The sequence below is a fragment of the Achromobacter sp. UBA4530 genome, assembly GCF_002388205.1.
GTDB classification, from domain to species: domain Bacteria; phylum Pseudomonadota; class Gammaproteobacteria; order Burkholderiales; family Burkholderiaceae_B; genus Achromobacter; species Achromobacter animicus.
On sequence record NZ_DGMA01000016.1, the window covers coordinates 79,408 to 95,760 of the forward strand.

General features: G+C 66.4%; 22 protein-coding genes and 1 pseudogene. 1 reads left to right on the plus strand and 22 read right to left on the minus strand.

The features are described from left to right. Window positions 1-85: 85 nt before the first annotated feature. Window positions 86-877, minus strand: coding sequence for a twin-arginine translocase subunit TatC (tatC, locus tag B2W22_RS14120; RefSeq protein ID WP_175123917.1), 792 nt, complete (start codon window positions 875-877; stop codon window positions 86-88). Between tatC and B2W22_RS28530 the strand changes: the two genes are divergently transcribed. Then, window positions 831-1,346 carry a pentapeptide repeat-containing protein gene (locus tag B2W22_RS28530; RefSeq protein ID WP_414631964.1) on the plus strand — a complete coding sequence of 172 codons (516 nt, stop codon included), beginning with the start codon at window positions 831-833 and terminating at the stop codon, window positions 1,344-1,346. The two genes, tatC and B2W22_RS28530, sit on opposite strands and share 47 nt — an antisense overlap. Before the next feature lie 13 nt (window positions 1,347-1,359). On the opposite strand, the pseudogene tatB reads toward B2W22_RS28530, so the two are convergent. The 21 genes and pseudogenes from tatB to B2W22_RS14225 form a co-directional block, all read right to left on the minus strand. Then, window positions 1,360-1,530: pseudogene (gene tatB / locus B2W22_RS28535) on the minus strand (Sec-independent protein translocase protein TatB); the annotation flags it as partial. Window positions 1,531-1,605: 75 nt separating this feature from the next. Then, window positions 1,606-1,833, minus strand: a complete 228-nt coding sequence (gene tatA, locus B2W22_RS14130) for a Sec-independent protein translocase subunit TatA (RefSeq protein ID WP_056320404.1) — start codon at window positions 1,831-1,833, stop codon at window positions 1,606-1,608. Window positions 1,834-1,847: 14 nt separating this feature from the next. Continuing rightward, entirely contained in the window at window positions 1,848-2,216 is a 369-nt protein-coding gene (locus B2W22_RS14135; protein WP_175123915.1) for a histidine triad nucleotide-binding protein, read from the minus strand. A gap of 16 nt (window positions 2,217-2,232) precedes the next feature. After that, window positions 2,233-2,583 (minus strand): phosphoribosyl-ATP diphosphatase, encoded by a 351-nt coding sequence (locus B2W22_RS14140; RefSeq protein WP_175123914.1) that lies wholly within the window; start codon window positions 2,581-2,583, stop codon window positions 2,233-2,235. Next, the gene (gene hisI, locus B2W22_RS14145; RefSeq protein WP_175123913.1) at window positions 2,580-2,984 is read right to left on the minus strand and encodes a phosphoribosyl-AMP cyclohydrolase; all 405 of its coding nucleotides are present in this window, start codon (window positions 2,982-2,984) and stop codon (window positions 2,580-2,582) included. The genes B2W22_RS14140 and hisI overlap by 4 nt, the downstream gene beginning before the upstream one ends. 2 nt (window positions 2,985-2,986) lie before the next feature. Continuing rightward, window positions 2,987-3,808, minus strand: a complete 822-nt coding sequence (gene hisF / locus B2W22_RS14150; protein WP_175123912.1) for an imidazole glycerol phosphate synthase subunit HisF — start codon at window positions 3,806-3,808, stop codon at window positions 2,987-2,989. Further along, a complete protein-coding gene (gene hisA, locus B2W22_RS14155; RefSeq protein ID WP_006224535.1) occupies window positions 3,805-4,545 on the minus strand; it encodes a 1-(5-phosphoribosyl)-5-[(5-phosphoribosylamino)methylideneamino]imidazole-4-carboxamide isomerase in 741 nt (246 codons plus the stop codon). Before hisA ends, hisF begins: the two co-directional genes overlap by 4 nt. A 56-nt stretch (window positions 4,546-4,601) precedes the next feature. After that, a complete protein-coding gene (gene hisH / locus B2W22_RS14160; RefSeq protein WP_175123911.1) occupies window positions 4,602-5,300 on the minus strand; it encodes an imidazole glycerol phosphate synthase subunit HisH in 699 nt (232 codons plus the stop codon). A gap of 48 nt (window positions 5,301-5,348) precedes the next feature. Then, a complete protein-coding gene (hisB, locus tag B2W22_RS14165) occupies window positions 5,349-5,936 on the minus strand; it encodes an imidazoleglycerol-phosphate dehydratase HisB (protein ID WP_105236925.1) in 588 nt (195 codons plus the stop codon). 1 nt (window position 5,937) lies between these two features. Beyond that, window positions 5,938-7,041 carry a histidinol-phosphate transaminase gene (hisC, locus tag B2W22_RS14170; protein WP_286938228.1) on the minus strand — a complete coding sequence of 368 codons (1,104 nt, stop codon included), beginning with the start codon at window positions 7,039-7,041 and terminating at the stop codon, window positions 5,938-5,940. Continuing rightward, a complete protein-coding gene (hisD, locus tag B2W22_RS14175; RefSeq protein ID WP_175123909.1) occupies window positions 7,038-8,342 on the minus strand; it encodes a histidinol dehydrogenase in 1,305 nt (434 codons plus the stop codon). The genes hisC and hisD overlap by 4 nt, the downstream gene beginning before the upstream one ends. 65 nt (window positions 8,343-8,407) lie before the next feature. After that, window positions 8,408-9,082, minus strand: coding sequence for an ATP phosphoribosyltransferase (gene hisG, locus B2W22_RS14180; RefSeq protein WP_175123908.1), 675 nt, complete (start codon window positions 9,080-9,082; stop codon window positions 8,408-8,410). Beyond that, the gene (murA, locus tag B2W22_RS14185; protein WP_286938356.1) at window positions 9,079-10,347 is read right to left on the minus strand and encodes a UDP-N-acetylglucosamine 1-carboxyvinyltransferase; all 1,269 of its coding nucleotides are present in this window, start codon (window positions 10,345-10,347) and stop codon (window positions 9,079-9,081) included. Before murA ends, hisG begins: the two co-directional genes overlap by 4 nt. After that, entirely contained in the window at window positions 10,347-10,592 is a 246-nt protein-coding gene (locus B2W22_RS14190) for a BolA family protein (protein WP_175123907.1), read from the minus strand. Before B2W22_RS14190 ends, murA begins: the two co-directional genes overlap by 1 nt. Window positions 10,593-10,597: 5 nt before the next feature. Next, window positions 10,598-11,410 carry an ABC transporter permease gene (locus tag B2W22_RS14195; RefSeq protein WP_175123906.1) on the minus strand — a complete coding sequence of 271 codons (813 nt, stop codon included), beginning with the start codon at window positions 11,408-11,410 and terminating at the stop codon, window positions 10,598-10,600. Then, on the minus strand, window positions 11,407-12,219 hold the full coding sequence (locus tag B2W22_RS14200; RefSeq protein ID WP_175123905.1) for an ABC transporter ATP-binding protein: 813 nt from the start codon (window positions 12,217-12,219) through the stop codon (window positions 11,407-11,409). The genes B2W22_RS14195 and B2W22_RS14200 overlap by 4 nt, the downstream gene beginning before the upstream one ends. Window positions 12,220-12,394: 175 nt before the next feature. Continuing rightward, window positions 12,395-13,024, minus strand: a complete 630-nt coding sequence (locus B2W22_RS14205) for an MlaC/ttg2D family ABC transporter substrate-binding protein (RefSeq protein WP_175123904.1) — start codon at window positions 13,022-13,024, stop codon at window positions 12,395-12,397. Between the two features lie 38 nt (window positions 13,025-13,062). Further along, window positions 13,063-13,872 carry an MlaA family lipoprotein gene (locus B2W22_RS14210; RefSeq protein WP_175123903.1) on the minus strand — a complete coding sequence of 270 codons (810 nt, stop codon included), beginning with the start codon at window positions 13,870-13,872 and terminating at the stop codon, window positions 13,063-13,065. A gap of 82 nt (window positions 13,873-13,954) precedes the next feature. Next, a complete protein-coding gene (gene mlaD / locus B2W22_RS14215) occupies window positions 13,955-14,455 on the minus strand; it encodes an outer membrane lipid asymmetry maintenance protein MlaD (RefSeq protein ID WP_175123902.1) in 501 nt (166 codons plus the stop codon). Between the two features lie 12 nt (window positions 14,456-14,467). Continuing rightward, window positions 14,468-15,256: a lipid asymmetry maintenance ABC transporter permease subunit MlaE gene (gene mlaE, locus B2W22_RS14220; RefSeq protein ID WP_175123901.1), complete on the minus strand. Its 789-nt coding sequence runs from the start codon at window positions 15,254-15,256 to the stop codon at window positions 14,468-14,470. Further along, complete coding sequence (locus tag B2W22_RS14225; RefSeq protein WP_175123900.1) at window positions 15,253-16,089, minus strand: ABC transporter ATP-binding protein; 837 nt, start codon at window positions 16,087-16,089, stop codon at window positions 15,253-15,255. The genes mlaE and B2W22_RS14225 overlap by 4 nt, the downstream gene beginning before the upstream one ends. Window positions 16,090-16,353: the final 264 nt, after the last annotated feature.

Sequence of the window (16,353 nt, forward strand, 5' to 3'; positions counted from 1 at the left end):
ACTGCAGTCATGGGCCGACAAGGTAAAACGGTCCGCTTTTGTGCGGACCGTTCTGGTTTCCTTCTACCCTGCCGTCTGCGTGATTTCAGTGGCGTTCGGTCAGGGAGTCGGCGGCGTCATCTGTCGACGCACCTTCTTTCGGTGTGACCATGCGGGCGCAGATCAGCCCGACTTCATAGAGCAGGCACAGCGGCACCGCCAGCATGAACTGGCTGACCACGTCGGGCGGGGTGACGACGGCGGCGATGATGAACGCGCCCACCACGACGTAGCCGCGCGCGGCCTTCAGCTTGGACAATTCGACCACGCCCATCTTCACCAGCAGCACCACGGCCACGGGCACTTCGAACGTGATGCCGAACGCCAGGAACATCGTCATGACGAAGCTGAGATAGGCCTCGATGTCCGGCGCGGGGGTGATGGACTGCGGCGCGAACGTGGCGATGAAGTGGAACACCGTGCGGAACACCACGAAATAGCAGAACGCCATGCCCGCGATGAAGAGAAAGGTGCTGGACACGATGAGCGGCAGCGCCAGGCGCTTTTCGTGGCGGTACAGCCCGGGCGCGACGAAAGCCCACGCCTGGTACAGCACCACGGGCAGCGCCAGGATGAACGCGGCCATCATCGTGACCTTGACCGGCACCATGAAGGGCGTGATGACGCCTGTGGCGATCATGCGGGTGCCTTCGGGCAGCGAGGCCAGCATCGGGGCGGCCAGCACGTCATAGATGGCCGACGCGCCGGGATAGATGAAGAGCACGATAAACACGGCCACCACGGCGCCGACGGCGCGCAAGAGGCGCGTGCGCAGCTCGACCAGGTGGGAGATGAAGGTCTCTTGCTGGCCTTCTTCTTGGGTTGCGTCCTGGGTCACGACGGAGTTCCGGAGGGCGAGACGGGCTTGGCGGCGGGCGCGGCGACGTCGGCCGCAGGCGCGCTGGGCGCCGGGGCGGGTTGTTGAGGGGCGGCGGCCGGACGCGGTGCGGGCTCGGCGGCAGGCAGGTCCAGGTCCAGATTGTGGTTCTGGCTGGGCGGCGCGATCGTGCGCGCAGGCTCAGCGGGCGCGCCAGCGACGGACGCCTCGGCAGTGGGCGAACCTGCGGCAGGCGAACCTGCGGCAGGCGAACCTGCGGCAGGCGAACCTGCGGCAGGCGCTTGTGCAGCGTCAGCCACCTGGGCCGTCACCGGCGCCTGCGCAACCGCCGGCGTCGCCTTGCCGCTGGCTTCGCGGGCGACTTCGTCGAGTTCGGCGCGGAACTGCTGCACGGGTTCCTGCAGCGAGGCCCCGGTTTCGTTCAGCGATTGCTGCACGCCCTGGGCCGCGTCTTCCATTTCGGTCTTGAATTTGCGGAGTTCGTCGAGTTCGATTTCGCGCTGGATATCGGACTTGACGTCATTGACGTAACGCTGCGCGCGCCCGAGCAGGTGGCCGACGGTGCGGGCAACCTTGGGCAGGCGTTCGGGGCCGATGACGATCAGGGCGACGACGCCGATCACCATCAGTTCAGTGAGGCTGACATCAAACATTCGACGGCCGCTCGGGAATTGAAGCAATAAGGGCCGGCCCGTTCAGGGCTGGCCCGGAGGGAGACTGGCTGGCGCTCAGGAGTTGGACTTTTCCTTGGCCTGCACGTCGATGGTGTCGCCGGCGACGCGTTGCTGCGTGACCGGTTCAGCGGGCTTGTCGCTGTTGGCTTCTTTCATGCCGTCCTTGAAGCCCTTGACCGCGCCGCCCAGATCGCCGCCGATGTTGCGCAGCTTCTTGGTGCCGAAAATCAGCGCAACGATGACCAGGACGACCAACCAATGCCAAATGCTGAAACTACCCATGATGATTCTCCGAATTACGCAGTGGGGGCCACGCGCCCTTTCCAGGGACGCGAGCCGCCGATGATGTGGAAATGCAGATGCGGGACTTCCTGGCCGCCTTCGACGCCAGAATTGATCATGATGCGAAATCCGCCATCAGGGCCCGGACGGCAACCGTTCTCGGCGGCAAGCCGCGGCGCCAACGACATCATTCTACCCAACCAATCTGCGTCCTCGCCCGTAATATCCTGCATGGATGTGACATGACGTCGAGGGATCAGCAGTAAATGCACCGGTGCGGCCGGATTGATATCGTGAAATGCAACAAAGTCCTGGTCCTCGTAGACCTTCTTGGACGGGATCTCGCCGGCGGCGATCTTGCAGAAAAGACAGTTGTCGCTCATGGGGTGGTTTCCGTGGTCAGTCCTTGGGGCGGCTTGCCTTTTCCACCAGGCCCGACAGGCCTTCGCGGCGGGCCAGCTCAGCCAGCACGTCTTCGGGCCGCAGGTTGAAATGCGTCAGCGCCACCAGGCAATGGAACCACAGATCGGCGGTTTCGCTGACGATGCGGTCGGGCACGCCGTCCTTGGCGGCCATGACCAGTTCCGTGGCTTCTTCCCCGATCTTCTTCAGGAAGGCATCCGGCCCCTTGGCCAGCAGCTTGGCCGTATAGGAGGCGGCAGGGTCGCCGCCATTCTGCGGGCGGCGGGTTTCCAGGGTGTCTGCGATGCGGGCCAGGATGTCGGCCGCGGTCAGGGTCTGATCGGTCATTTGTAGATGAGTTCCGGATCTTTGAGCACCGGATCCACCGTGACCCAGGACGCGTGATCGGTCTGGCCTTCCAGGCGGCGGAAGAAACAGCTGGCGCGGCCGGTATGGCAGGCGATGCCGCCTTCCTGGTGCACCTTCAGCAGCACCACGTCGCCGTCGCAATCCAGGCGCAGTTCGTGGACTTCCTGGACGTGGCCGGATTCTTCGCCCTTGCGCCACAGGCGCTGGCGCGAACGCGACCAGTACACGGCGCGGCCGGTGGCGGCCGTTTCGGCCAGGGATTCGCGGTTCATCCAGGCCACCATCATGATCTGGCCGTTTTCGGCGTCTTGGGCGATGGCGGGAATCAGGCCGTTTTCGTCGAAGACGACGTCGGCCAGCCAGGCGGGTTCGTTGCTCATAATCAGTCCAATCGTACGGCGATGCCCTGTTCGGCCATGAAGTGCTTGCACTCGCCGACGGTATGCTGGCCAAAATGGAAAATGCTGGCGGCCAGCACCGCGCTGGCGCGGCCGGTGGTGACGCCGTCGGCCAGATGCTGCAGGTTGCCCACGCCGCCGGAGGCGATGACGGGCACCGGCACGGCGTCCGAGACGGTGCGGGTCAGTTCGAGGTCAAAGCCGGACTTGGTGCCGTCACGGTCCATGCTGGTCAGCAGGATTTCGCCGGCGCCGTAGGCGGCCATGCGGCGCGCCCACGCCACGGCGTCCAGGCCGGTGGCCTTGCGGCCGCCGTGCGTGAAGACTTCCCAGCGTGCCGGTTCACCGGGCGCGGACACGCGGCGCGCGTCGATGGCCACGACCACGCATTGCGAGCCGTGGTAGTCCGACGCGGCGCGAACCAGTTCAGGGTTGGCCACGGCGGCGCTGTTGATGCTGATCTTGTCGGCGCCGGCGTTGAGCAGGCGCTGGATGTCGGACACCTGGCGCACGCCGCCGCCCACGGTCAGCGGAATGAAGACCTGCGAGGCCACCTGCTCGATGATGGGCAGGATCAGGTCGCGGCCGTCGCTGGTGGCGGTGATGTCCAGGAACGTGAGTTCGTCGGCGCCCTGCTCGTTGTAGCGGCGGGCGATCTCGACGGGGTCGCCCGCGTCGAGCAGGTTGACGAAGTTCACGCCCTTGACGACACGGCCGGCCGTGACGTCAAGGCAGGGAATGATGCGGCGGGTCAGCGCGTTCTGTGCGGACGCGCCGGCCCCGGGGGTGCTGCTGGATGTGGTCATTTTGCCAATTCGTCGGCGCGCGCCTGCGCGGCCTGGAAGTCGAGCGTGCCTTCGTAGATGCTGCGGCCCAGGATGGCGCCTTCGACACCCTCTTCTTCGACGGCGCACAGCGCCTCGATGTCCTGGATGCCGGCGATGCCGCCCGAGGCGTACACGGGAATGCGCACGTGTTGGGCCAGGCGGACCGTGGCTTCGACGTTGACGCCCGACAGCATGCCGTCGCGGCCGATGTCGGTGTAGATGATGGCTTCGCAGCCGTAGTCTTCGAACTTCTTGGCCAGATCCAGCACGTCGTGGCGGGTGAGTTTGCTCCAGCCGTCGGTGGCGATCTTGCCGTCGCGGGCGTCCAGGCCGACGATGATCTGGCCGGGGAAGGCGCCGCAGGCGTCCTGCAGGAAGCCCGGGTTCTTGACCGCGGCGGTGCCGATGATGACGTACGAGATGCCCGCGTCGAGGTAGCGCTCGATGGTGTCGAGGTCGCGGATGCCTCCGCCGATCTGGACGGGAATGTCGTCGCCGACGGCGTCCAGGATCGCCTTGATGGGCGCTTCGTTCTTGGGCTTGCCGGCGACGGCGCCGTTCAGGTCGACCAGATGCAGGCGGCGGGCGCCCTGGTCCAGCCAGCGGGTGGCCATGGCGGCGGGGTCTTCGGAGAACACCGTTGCATCGTCCAGGTCACCCTGGCGCAGGCGAACACAGCGCCCGTCTTTGAGGTCGATGGCGGGGATCAGCAGCATGGTTGGCAGCGAGTAAGAAAGTGGGGTTGAACGGGCTGGCGCACGCGGCTCGAGGCCTAGGGCTGCCAGTCTACAAAATTGCGATACAGGCGCAAACCGTGCTCGGCGCTTTTTTCGGGGTGGAACTGCACCGCGAAAATGTTAGCTGCCGCCACCGCGCAGGTAAAGGCGACGCCATAATCGGTTTCACCAACCGTCAGGCCCGGATCGGCCGGATCGGCGTAATAACTGTGGACGAAATAGAAGTGCGAGTCGTCCGGAATGCCGTCCCAGATCGGGTGAGAGCGGGTGTGACGGACTTTGTTCCAGCCCATGTGCGGAACCTTCAGGCGCTCGGGACGGGTGTCCACGAGACCGGCCGCGCCCGTGTCGGCCAGGCAGGCCTCGTCGTCGGCGGGGATCAGGTCGGCAAAGCCGGGGCCGGAAAAGCGGCGCACGACCCCCGGGAACAGGCCGAGGCAGGCGGTGCCGCCCTCTTCGCTGGATTCGAACAGCATCTGTTCGCCGACGCAGACGCCCAGGAGGGGCTTCTCGCGGGCGGCGCGCACGACGGCGTCGCGCAGGCCGGATTCGTTCAGGGTGCGCATGCAGTCCGCCATGGCGCCCTGACCCGGGAACACGACGCGGTCGGCGGCGGCGATTTCCTGGGGCTGGTTGCAGATGCGGATGTCGGCGTCAGGCGCGGCGTATTTCAGGGCGCGTGCGACGGAATGGAAATTGCCCATTCCATAGTCGACGATGGCGATAGTGGTCACTTCTGTCTGCCTGGTGCGGTGCGAAGGTGGAATGCGTACGTTACAGCGTTACAGCACGCCCTTGGTGGACGGCACGACGTCGCCCATGCGGGGGTCGACTTCGAGGGCCATGCGCAGCGCGCGGCCACAGGCCTTGAACACGGTTTCCGCCTGGTGATGCGAGTTGAAGCCGCGCAGGTTGTCGATGTGCATGGTGATCAGCGCGTGATTGACCAGGCCCTGAAAGAATTCGCGCGTGAGGTCCACGTCGAAGCTGCCGATGTGCGAACGCGTGAAGGGGATGTGATATTCCAGGCCGGGACGGCCGGAAAAGTCGATCACGACGCGCGACAGGGCTTCGTCCAGCGGCACGTACGCATGACCGTAGCGGCGCAGACCCGCCTTGGTGCCGGCGGCCTTGGCGATGGCCATGCCCAGCGTGATGCCCACGTCTTCCACCGTGTGATGCGCGTCGATGTGCAGGTCGCCCTCGGCCTTGATGTCCAGGTCGATCAGGCCGTGACGCGCGATCTGGTCCAGCATGTGGTCCAGGAAGGGCACGCCGGTGTCGATCGTCTGCTTGCCGGTGCCGTCGAGGTTGATGGCCACGCGGATGCGGGTTTCGTTGGTGTTGCGGGTGATTTCTGCGGTACGCATGTTAAGCACTCAAGATCTCTTGCAGGGCAGCCAGCAAGGCGGCGTTCTCGGCCGGGGCGCCCACCGAAATGCGCAGGCAGTCGGCCAGCAGCGGGTGGGCATTGGAGAAGTTGCGAATCAATATTTTGCGCGCTTTCAGGGCAAGATGCACGGCGTTGCCGTCGAGCTTGCCGGAAAAGCGGGCGAGTATGAAGTTGGCGGCGGAAGGGAATACCCTGACGCCGGGCAGTTGCGCCAGCGCCGCGGCCAGCGGTTCGCGGTCCGCGCGTAGCCGTGCGGCCTGGTCGTCCAGCACGGCCTTGTGGCGCAGCACGGCCAGCAGCGTCGCCTGGGTCAGCACGTTCAGGTTGTAGGGCGGACGTACCTTGTTCAGTTCGGCGATCCACGCGGGATGCCCGGCCAGGTAGCCGAAACGCAGGCCGGCCAGGCCGATCTTGGACACGGTGCGCATGACCACCACGTTGGGCGCATCCAGCACGCGCGGCATGAACGTGTAGTCGGCGAACGGCTGGTAGGCCTCGTCGATCACCACCAGCCCGGGCGCGGCCTGGATGATGGCGTTGACGTCTTCCGGCGACCACAGGCCGCCGGTGGGGTTGTTGGGCGTGGCCAGAAACACGAGCCGGGGCTGGTGTTCGCGGATGGCGGCCAGCATGGCCGGCAGATCCAAGGCCAGGTCCGCTGTCAGCGGCACGCCCACGAAGCGCGCATGATCGAAGCGGGCCGCCATGTCGAAATACACGAACGACGGCCACGGCGACAGCACCACGTCGCCCGGGTTGCAGCACGCCTGCACCATCAGGTGGATGAGCTCGTCCGAGCCGTTGCCGAACAGCACGTCTGCGGCGTCCGGCACGCCAAAGGCCATCTTGACGGCGGCCTCAAGCGCGGGCAGGTCGGCGGACGGATAGCGGTTGAGCGGCGTGTCGCGGACGGCGCGCGCGATGTCGTCGCGCACGGCGTCGGGCAGCTCGTACGGGCATTCCATGGCGTCCAGCTTGATGCAGCCTTCGGCATGGGCGACGGGGTATGCCGCCAACCCGCGAATGTCCGCCCGGACGGTGCCTTTAATGCGGCCGGCGACGTCCGCCGGTCCGACGCTCATGACTTGTCGATCCGGTACTGGGCGCTGGCGGCGTGCGCCTGCAGGCCCTCGCCCAGCGCCAGTTCGGCGGCGATGCGGCCCAGCGTCTGCGCGCCGGCGTGCGAGACCTGGATCAGGCTGGAACGCTTCTGGAAGTCGTAGACGCCCAGCGGCGACGAGAAACGCGCCGTGCGCGAAGTGGGCAGCACGTGGTTCGGGCCGGCGCAGTAGTCGCCCAGGGCTTCCGAGCTGAAGCGGCCCATGAAGATGGCGCCGGCGTGGCGGATGCGGGCGGTCCAGACTTCGGGTTGCTCGGTGGAGATCTCCAAATGCTCGGGGGCGATGTCGTTGGCGATCTGGCAGGCTTCTTCCAGGTCGCGCACCAGGATCAGCGCGCCGCGGTTGGCCAGGCTGACGCGCAGGATGTCGGCGCGCGGCATGGTGGGCAAGAGGCGGGCGATGGACGCTTCGACTTCCTCGATGAAGGCGGCGTCGGGACAGAGCAGGATGGACTGGGCCAGCTCGTCGTGCTCGGCCTGCGAGAACAGGTCCATGGCGATCCAGTCGGCCGGCGTCTTGCCGTCGCAGATGACCAGGATTTCGCTGGGGCCGGCGATCATGTCGATGCCGACGACGCCGAACACGCGGCGCTTGGCGGCCGCCACATAGGCGTTGCCCGGGCCGACGATCTTGTCCACGGCCGGCACGGTGTCGGTGCCATACGCCAGCGCGCCAACGGCCTGCGCGCCGCCGATGGCGAACACGCGGTCCACGCCGCTGATGGCGGCTGCGGCCAGCACGATGGGGTTGCGCACGCCGTCAGGCGTGGGCGTGACCATGACCAGTTCCTGCACGCCGGCGACCTTGGCCGGGATGGCGTTCATCAGCACGGACGACGGGTAGGCGGCCTTGCCGCCGGGCACGTACAGGCCCACGCGGTCCAGCGGGGTGACCTGCTGGCCCAGCAGCGTGCCGTCGGCTTCGGTGTAGGTCCACGTCTCGGCGCGCTGGCGCTCGTGGTAGGCGCGCACGCGGTCGGCGGCGGCTTCCAGCGCATTGCGCTGGGCGGCCGGCAGCGCGGCCAGGGCCGCATGCCAATCGGCCTTGGGGATCTCCAGCGTATGCGCTGCCGCGTCCGGCATGCGGTCGAACCGCTGCGTGTATTCCACCAGCGCGGCGTCGCCGCGGGTGCGCACGTCGGCCAGGATGCTGGCGGCGGCGCGGTCGATGGATTCGTCCTCGGTGGCCTCGAAGGCCAGCAGCGTGGACAGGGCGGTTTTGAAACCGGGATCGCGGGAGTCGAGACGATTGATCAGGGCCATGGCGTCATGGAGCAAAGCGGGTAACGGTAACGTCCGCCACGCCGGGCGCGGCGGACGGTCGGGAATCAGACGTTGCGGGAGGCGGCTCTTGCGAAAGCGTCCAGCAGCGGTTGCAGGCGGTCGCCGCGGGTCTTCAGGGCGGCCTGGTTGACGATCAGGCGCGACGAGATCGGCATGACGTCTTCCACGGCGACCAGGTCGTTGGCGCGCAGCGTGCCGCCGGTGGACACCAGATCGACGATGCAGTCGGCCAGACCGACCAGCGGCGCGAGTTCCATCGAACCATACAGCTTGATGATGTCCACGTACACACCCTTGCTCGCGAAGTGTTCACGGGCTGAGTGCACGTACTTGGTGGCCACGCGCAGGCGCGCGCCCTGGTGGACGGCTGCCTCGTAGTCGAAGCCGTTGCGCACGGCCACGGCCAGGCGGCACTTGGCGATGTTCAGGTCGATGGGCTGGTACAGGCCGCCGGGCTGTTCCTTGGCGTGCTCGATCAGCACGTCCTTGCCCGCGATGCCCAGGTCGGCCGCGCCGTACTGCACGTACGTGGGCACATCCGAGGCGCGCACGATGATCAGGCGCAGGCCGGGATCGCTGGTGGGCAGGATGAGCTTGCGCGAGCTTTCCGGGTTTTCCGGGACTTCGATGCCGGCTTCCGCCAGCAGCGGCATGGTTTCTTCGAAGATGCGGCCCTTGGACAGCGCCAGGGTCAGGGGGGTGACGGTCGCACCGTTCATCGCTGTTCCTTGCCGGTAACTCGTTGGATGTTCGCGCCCAGGGCGCGCAGTTTCACTTCCATCTGGTCGTAGCCGCGATCCAGGTGATAGATGCGGTCGACCAGCGTGTCGCCATCGGCGGCCAGGCCGGCGATGACCAGGCTGGCCGAGGCGCGCAGGTCGGTCGCCATGACGGTGGCGCCGGACAGGCGCGGCACGCCGCGCACGATGGCGGTGTGGCCGTCGATGTCGATCTGGGCGCCCATGCGGCGCAGTTCCTGCACGTGCATGTAGCGGTTTTCGAAGATGGTCTCGACGATGACCGACGTGCCGTCGGCCACGGCGTTCAACGCCATCAGCTGGGCCTGCATGTCGGTGGCAAAGCCCGGGTACTCGTGCGTGCGAAACCCCACGGCCTTGGGCCGCTTGTCCATGGCGCCGCGGATCCAGTCCGGGCCGGTCTCGATGGTCAGGCCCGCTTCGGCCAGCTTGTCGAGCGTGGCGCCCAGGATGCCGGCATCCGCGTTCTTGAGCAGGATGTCGCCGCCGGCTGCGCCCACCGCGCACAGGAAGGTGCCGGCTTCGATGCGGTCGGAGATGACGCGGTGTTCGGCGCCGTGCAGGCGGTCGACGCCATCGATGACGATGCGGTCGGTGCCGTGGCCCTGGATGCGGGCGCCCATCTTGATGAGCAGTTCGGCCAGGTCCACGACCTCGGGTTCGCGCGCGGCGTTTTCCAGCACGGTGCGGCCTTCGGCCAGGACGGCGGCCATCAGCAGGTTTTCCGTGCCGGTGACCGTGACCATGTCGGTGCGGATCGAGGCGCCCTTCAGACGCTTGGCGCGCGCCACGACAAAGCCGTGTTCGATGCTGATTTCAGCGCCCAGCGCGGCCAGACCCTTGATGTGCTGGTCGACCGGCCGCTGGCCGATGGTGCAGCCGCCCGGCAGGCTGACGCGGGCTTCGCCAAAGCGTGCGACCAGCGGACCCAGCACCAGGATCGAGGCGCGCATCGTCTTGACGAGGTCGTACGGGGCTTCCAGGCTGTCGACGTTGCCGGCTTGCAGCGTCACCACGCCGTCGTCGGCGCGCTCGGCGCGCACGCCCATCTGGGCCAGGAGGCGCAGCATGGTGCCGGTGTCGTTCAGGCGCGGCACGTTGGACAGGACCAGCGTGTCGGCGGTCAGCAGACCCGCGCACAGGATCGGCAGCGCCGAATTCTTGGCCCCGGAGATCGAGATCTCGCCGTGCAGCTGCGCGCCGCCGGTGATGCGTAGCTTGTCCATCATTCGCCCGCTTTGTTGTATTCGGCGGGGGTAAGGGTGCGCATCGACAGTGCGTGGATCTCGGCCTTCATGCGGTCGCCCAGCGCGGCGTAGACAAGCTGGTGACGCTGGATCAGGCGCTTGCCTTCAAAGGCGGTGCTGACGATGACGGCGTCAAAGTGCGAACCGTCGCCCTGCACGTCGAGATGTTCACAGGGCAGGCCGTCAGCGATGTATTGGCGGACTTGCGCGGGAGTGGGAAGCATGGACGTCAGTTCCTGAGTTTGTAGCCGCTGGACAGAAGCCGCAGCGCGTAAGCGGAGAGCGCGAGGAACACCGCCGTCACCACCGCCAGGCTGTGCCAGGGCGAGACGTCCGACACCGAGAAGAATCCGTGGCGGAATCCGTCGATGGTGTAGAAGATGGGGTTCCAGTGCGAGACGCTTTGCCAGAACGGCGGCAGCGTATGGATGGAATAGAACACGCCGGACAGAAAGGTCGCCGGCATGATCAGGAAGTTTTGAAAGGCCGCAAGCTGGTCGAATTTTTCGGACCACAGGCCCGCGATCAACCCCAGTGTGCCCATGATGCCGCACGCCAGCACCGCAAACACCAGTACCCACAGCGGATGCGCGGGCGACAGCGGCACGAAGAACAGCGCCACGGCCCACACGCACAGCCCGACGGCGAGACCGCGCGCGATGGCGGCCAGCACGTACGCGCCGAAGATATCGCGGTGCGACAGCGGTGGCAGCAGCATAAAAACCAGATTGCCGGTGATGCGGCTTTGTATGAGCGACGAGGACGGGTTGGCGAACGCGTTCTGCAGCATGCTCATCATCATGAGCCCGGGAATCAGGAACGACGTGTAGGGCACGGTGCCGTACACGGTGACGCGCCCTTCCAGCACGTGGGCGAACACCAGCAGATACAGCAGCGCCGTGATGACGGGGGCGGCGATGGTCTGGAAGCTGACCTTCCAGAAGCGCAGCAATTCCTTGCGCAGCAGGGTCGGAAAGCCGGAACCCGCGTCCAGGCGGGGCTGCACCAGCGGCTGGCCGGCAGACGTGGCGGGCTGGGTCATGATGAGATCTCTTCGGGTTGCAGGGCGCGCGCGCCGGGCTCGTCGTCCTGATGCATGATGCGCACGAAGGCGTCTTCCAGGTCCACGCCGCCGACGCGGGCCAGGAGAGCCTGGGTGGTGTCCAGCGCCACGATGCGACCGCCCTTGAGCATGGCGATGCGATTGCAGAGCGCCTCGGCTTCTTCAAGGTAGTGCGTGGTCAGCATGATGGTGTGGCCGGCCTTGTTCAGCCGCGAGATGAACTCCCACAGCGTGCGGCGCAGGTCCACGTCGACGCCGGCGGTCGGCTCGTCCAGAACGATGACCGGCGGCCGGTGCACCAGCGCCTGCGCCACCAGCACGCGGCGCTTCATGCCGCCCGACAGCGCGCGCATGTTGGAGTTGGCCTTGTCGGCCAGGCCCAGGTTGAACAGGATTTCGTCGATCCAGTCGTCATTCTTGCGCAGGCCGAAATACCCGGACTGGATGCGCAGCGTTTCGCGCACGGTAAAGAACGGGTCATAGACCAATTCTTGCGGCACGACGCCCAGCGCCCGCCGTGCCGACTTGTAGTCGGCCACGACGTCGTATCCACAGACGGTGGCGCGGCCCGCGGTGGCGTGCGCCAGGCCCGCCAGAATGGAAATGAGCGTGGTCTTGCCCGCGCCGTTGGGACCGAGCAGGCCGAAGAACTCGCCGTGCTCGATATTCAGGCTGACATTGTCCAGCGCCTGGAAGCCGGGCCGGGGCGTGCGCCCGAGCAGCTTCTGCCAGCCGCGCTGGCGCGGCGAGTAGATCTTGGAGACGTTTTCTAGGCTGACGGCGGACATGACGGGGGGAGATGGCCCGAAAAGAGCGAATTGACCATTATATAAGCGCGATGTGGCGGAAACCGGGGATGGCCCCGGTGGCGATGGGGGCGGCGCACTGTTGCGTCCCCCAAAACAATCGGCCCGGCGGACCCCCGAGGGGTCGCGCCGGGCCGAGGCAAGCCTGAGCGAATCTTTACTTGTTGCGCTGGTTCAGCGCCTGGATCAGGCCGTCGATACCGTTCTGGTTGATCTGCTGGGCGAACTGGTTGCGGTAGTTCTCGATCAGCCAGATGCCTTCGACGTTCATGTCGTAGATCTTCCAGCCTTGGGGCGTCTTTTCCAGGCGGTAATCCACGCCCACCGGCTGGCTGTTGGACTGGCTGATCAGGGTGCGCACGACCACGTCGTCGGCCTTGGGATCGCCGCGGAACGGCAGGCCGGTGATGGTGGTGCTGGACGTGACGCGGGTCAGCGCGCCGCTGTACGTGCGGATCAGCGTGCCGCGGAAGGCGTCGGCCAGCGCGGTTTTCTGCTGGTCGGAGGCCTGGCGCCAGTAGCGGCCGGCGGCCAGGCGCGTGGTCTTCTGGAAATTGACGTACGGCAGGATGTGCTGGTCAACGACTTCGTTGATGCGGGCGGTGTTGCCGGCCCGCAGCGCGCCGTCGGACTTCAGGACCGCGAGGGCCTCGTTGGCGGCGGCCAGGACGAACTGCTCGGGCGGGCCGTTGGGGTCCGGCTTGGCGTTCGCGGCCGTGGCGGCCGCCAGGCCGACGAGGCCCGTGAAAACCAGCCGCTGCAACAGAGAGGGAATGGAAAATCGCATCAAATCTCCTTCAAATACCGAAAGCGCAAGGCCTCAGCTTACTTGTTCGCGGGTTGCGGCGCAGGCACGGGGGCCGGCGCGGGCGCGGCGGGGGTGTCGTCGTCGCCGTCGTCTTCGTAGTTGGGCAGCGAGCCTTCCTCGTCCACGCGGTGGCCCAGCACCATGGCGGCACGGCGTTGCAGGAAGGCGTCGCGCACGAAGCTGTACGGGTCGAGCGCCACGCGGTCGATGGTGTCGGTGGTGTCGAGCAGGCTGGCGCGCGTGTCGACGATGCGCAGGCCCCACAGCGAGTTGCGCAGGCGCACGTTGTCGATCGAGTCCACGCCCATGTAGCCGTAGGTGGTGCCGTACAGGTCGCCGACCAGGCCGACGCCGTCGCGCACGCTGGAGGCGCCGAAGAACGGCAGCACCAGGTACGGACCCTGGCTGAAGCCCCAGACGCCCAGCGTGGTGCCGAAGTCGTTGGGGATCTTGCGCGCGCCATTGGCCGAGGCGACGTCGAAGCAGCCGCCCACGCCCATGGTCGTGTTGAACAGGAAGCGGCCCAGCGTGTTGACGAAGTCGTGGCCGCGGCCCTGCAGGAAGCTGTTGGTGCCGGACCAGAGGTCGCCGACGTTGCTGAAGATGTTGTGGATGCAGCTGCGCACCGGCTGCGGCGTCACGAACGTGTAGGCCTGCGCAACCGGCTTGAACACCGCGCGGTCGACGGTGTCGTTGAACTGGTAGACGCCGCGGTTGAAGCCTTCCCAGGGGTCGCGCGGATCCGGATTCTTGGGGGCGGCGCAACCAGCCATCAGCGCGCCCGCGGCGGCGACAGTGGCAATTCGGGAAATAGCTTTCTTATTCATGTTCCGGGTATCCCTATCAACAATTCTTTTGTTATCGCGACGGCGAGACGCAGCGTTGTAACAGCTTGATGGCGCCGCGCCTTTAGTCCTGGGCTTTGGGGGCCGATTCCGGCGCGGCGGTCGTGCCTTGCTTTTCCGCCGAGCCGTACAGGAACTGGCTGATCAGCTGCTCCAGGACCACGGCGCTTTGTGTATAGCGGATTTTTCCGCCGTCGGTAAAGTTATCTTCCTCGCTGCCGGCGGTCAGGCCCAGGTATTGCTCGCCCAAAAGGCCGGAGGTCAGGATGGCCGCCGACGAGTCCTTGGGGAACTGGTAGGCCGTCTCCAGATCGACCGACACAATCGCCTGGAAGGTCTTGTCGTCGAAGGAAATGCCCGTGACCCGGCCCACCACCACGCCGGCGCTCTTGACCGGCGCGCGCACCTTGAGGCCGCCTACGTTATCGAAGTTGGCGGTCACGGTATAGGTCGGGGCAAAGGAAAACGTGCTCAAGTTGCCGGCGCGCAACGCCAGGAACCCAAGCGCGATCGCGCCCAGCAATACAAACAGGCCTACCCAGAAGTCGGTTTTTTCGCGTGACATGATCGATCCGTATCAATTTCCAAACATCAAGGCGGTGAGCAGGAAGTCCAGCCCGAGAACCGCCAGGGAGCCCACGACCACGGTGCGCGTGGTGGCGCGGGCAACGCCTTCGGGGGTGGGCTTGGCCTGCCAGCCTTCATAAAGCGCCACCAGCGTCACCGTGACGCCGAAGACGACGCTCTTGATGGCGCCGTTGGCGACGTCTTTCCATACATCGACGCCGTTCTGCATCTGCGACCAGAAGGCGCCTGCGTCCACACCGATGAGCAGCACGCCCACGACCCAGCCGCCCAGGATGCCCACCATGGAGAACACAGCCGCCAGGATGGGCATGGCGATGATGCCGCCCCACAGGCGCGGCACGAGCACGCGGCGGATCGGGTCGACGGCCATGACTTCCATGGCCGACAGCTGTTCGCCCGCTTTCATCAGCCCGATCTCGGCGGTGAGCGAGGTGCCGGCGCGCCCCGCAAAGAGCAGTGCAGTGACCACCGGACCCAGTTCGCGTACCAGCGACAGGGCCACCAGCAAGCCCAATGCCTCCTCGGAGCCGTAGCGGTTCAGCGTGTAATAACCCTGCAGACCCAGCACGAAGCCCACGAACATGCCGGAGACGGCAATGATCAGCAGCGAATAATTGCCGATGAAGTGGACCTGCTGAGACACCAGGCGCGGCCGCGACAGCGCGATGCCGCTGCGCGCCAGCATGGCGCCGAAGAAGCGGGTGAAGTAGCCGATGCCGGCGACGCGGGAGCGCACCCAGTGGCCCAGTACGGCGACGGCGTTATTGGAAGCGCTCATGCTTTGCGCCCTTTCTGTTGCGACAGCCATTTCTGGAAGGCGGGCGTTTCGGGATACTGGAACGCGACCGGACCGTCCGGCTGGCCCTTGAGGAATTGCTGGACGTAGGGGTCCGGCGAGGCGGCCAGCATCTGCGGCGTGCCGGCGGCAGCCAGTTGGCCGCGGCCCACCAGATAGACCTGGTCCGCGATGGCAAAGGATTCCTGCACGTCGTGGGTGATCAGCACCGAGGCGCAGCCCAGCCGGTCGGCAAGGCTGCGGATCAGGCGGGCGGTGATGCCCAGCGAGATCGGGTCCAGCCCCGCGAAGGGTTCGTCGTACAGGATGAGTTCCGGCTCAAGCACCACGGCGCGGGCCAGTGCCACGCGCCGCGCCATGCCGCCGGATATTTCGGAGACCTTCAGGTGCGCGGCGGCGCGCAGGCCGACGGCATCCAGCTTGTCGAGCACGCGGTCGGTGACTTCGGCCTCGCTGATGCGCGTGTGTTCGCGCAGCGGAAACGCCACGTTCTCGAAGACGTTCAGGTCGGTGAACAGCGCGCCCTGCTGGAACAGCACCCCCATGCGCTTGCGCAGGGATTGCACTTCGGCGCGGGAGGCTGCGCCGATATCCTGGCCGAATGCCAGCACGCGGCCCTGCTGGGCGGTGATCTGGCCGGTGGCCGCACGCAGCAGCGTGGTCTTGCCGGAACCGGAGCCGCCCATGACTGCCACCACCTGGCCCGCCCGGACGTCCATGGAAATATCGCGCAAGACGGTGAAATCACCGTAGCCAAGCGCCACACCTTCCAGGCGCAGGGCGAATTCCGGGGTGCTGCTGGTTTGAGCGGGCATGGGCAACGAAAGGGAGTTTCGGCGGCGGAGCTTGCCCTGCGGTCCTGTCGACACGCGGGACCGAGGACCTGGCCGGCGCGGGCAAGACAGACTGCGTCGGGAAGCGCCCTGTTACTCAGATACCGGGGCAAGCGTAAGCGTTCGCTCCCGGCGGCGAGGCGCCATTGTAGCCCGACGCTGTGTAATCACAATTGGAGCGGCCGCCCGTGGAACAGTGTTTTCGGCTTCAGGAACAATCGGGTCGTCGCCGTGTCGGTGCTGATG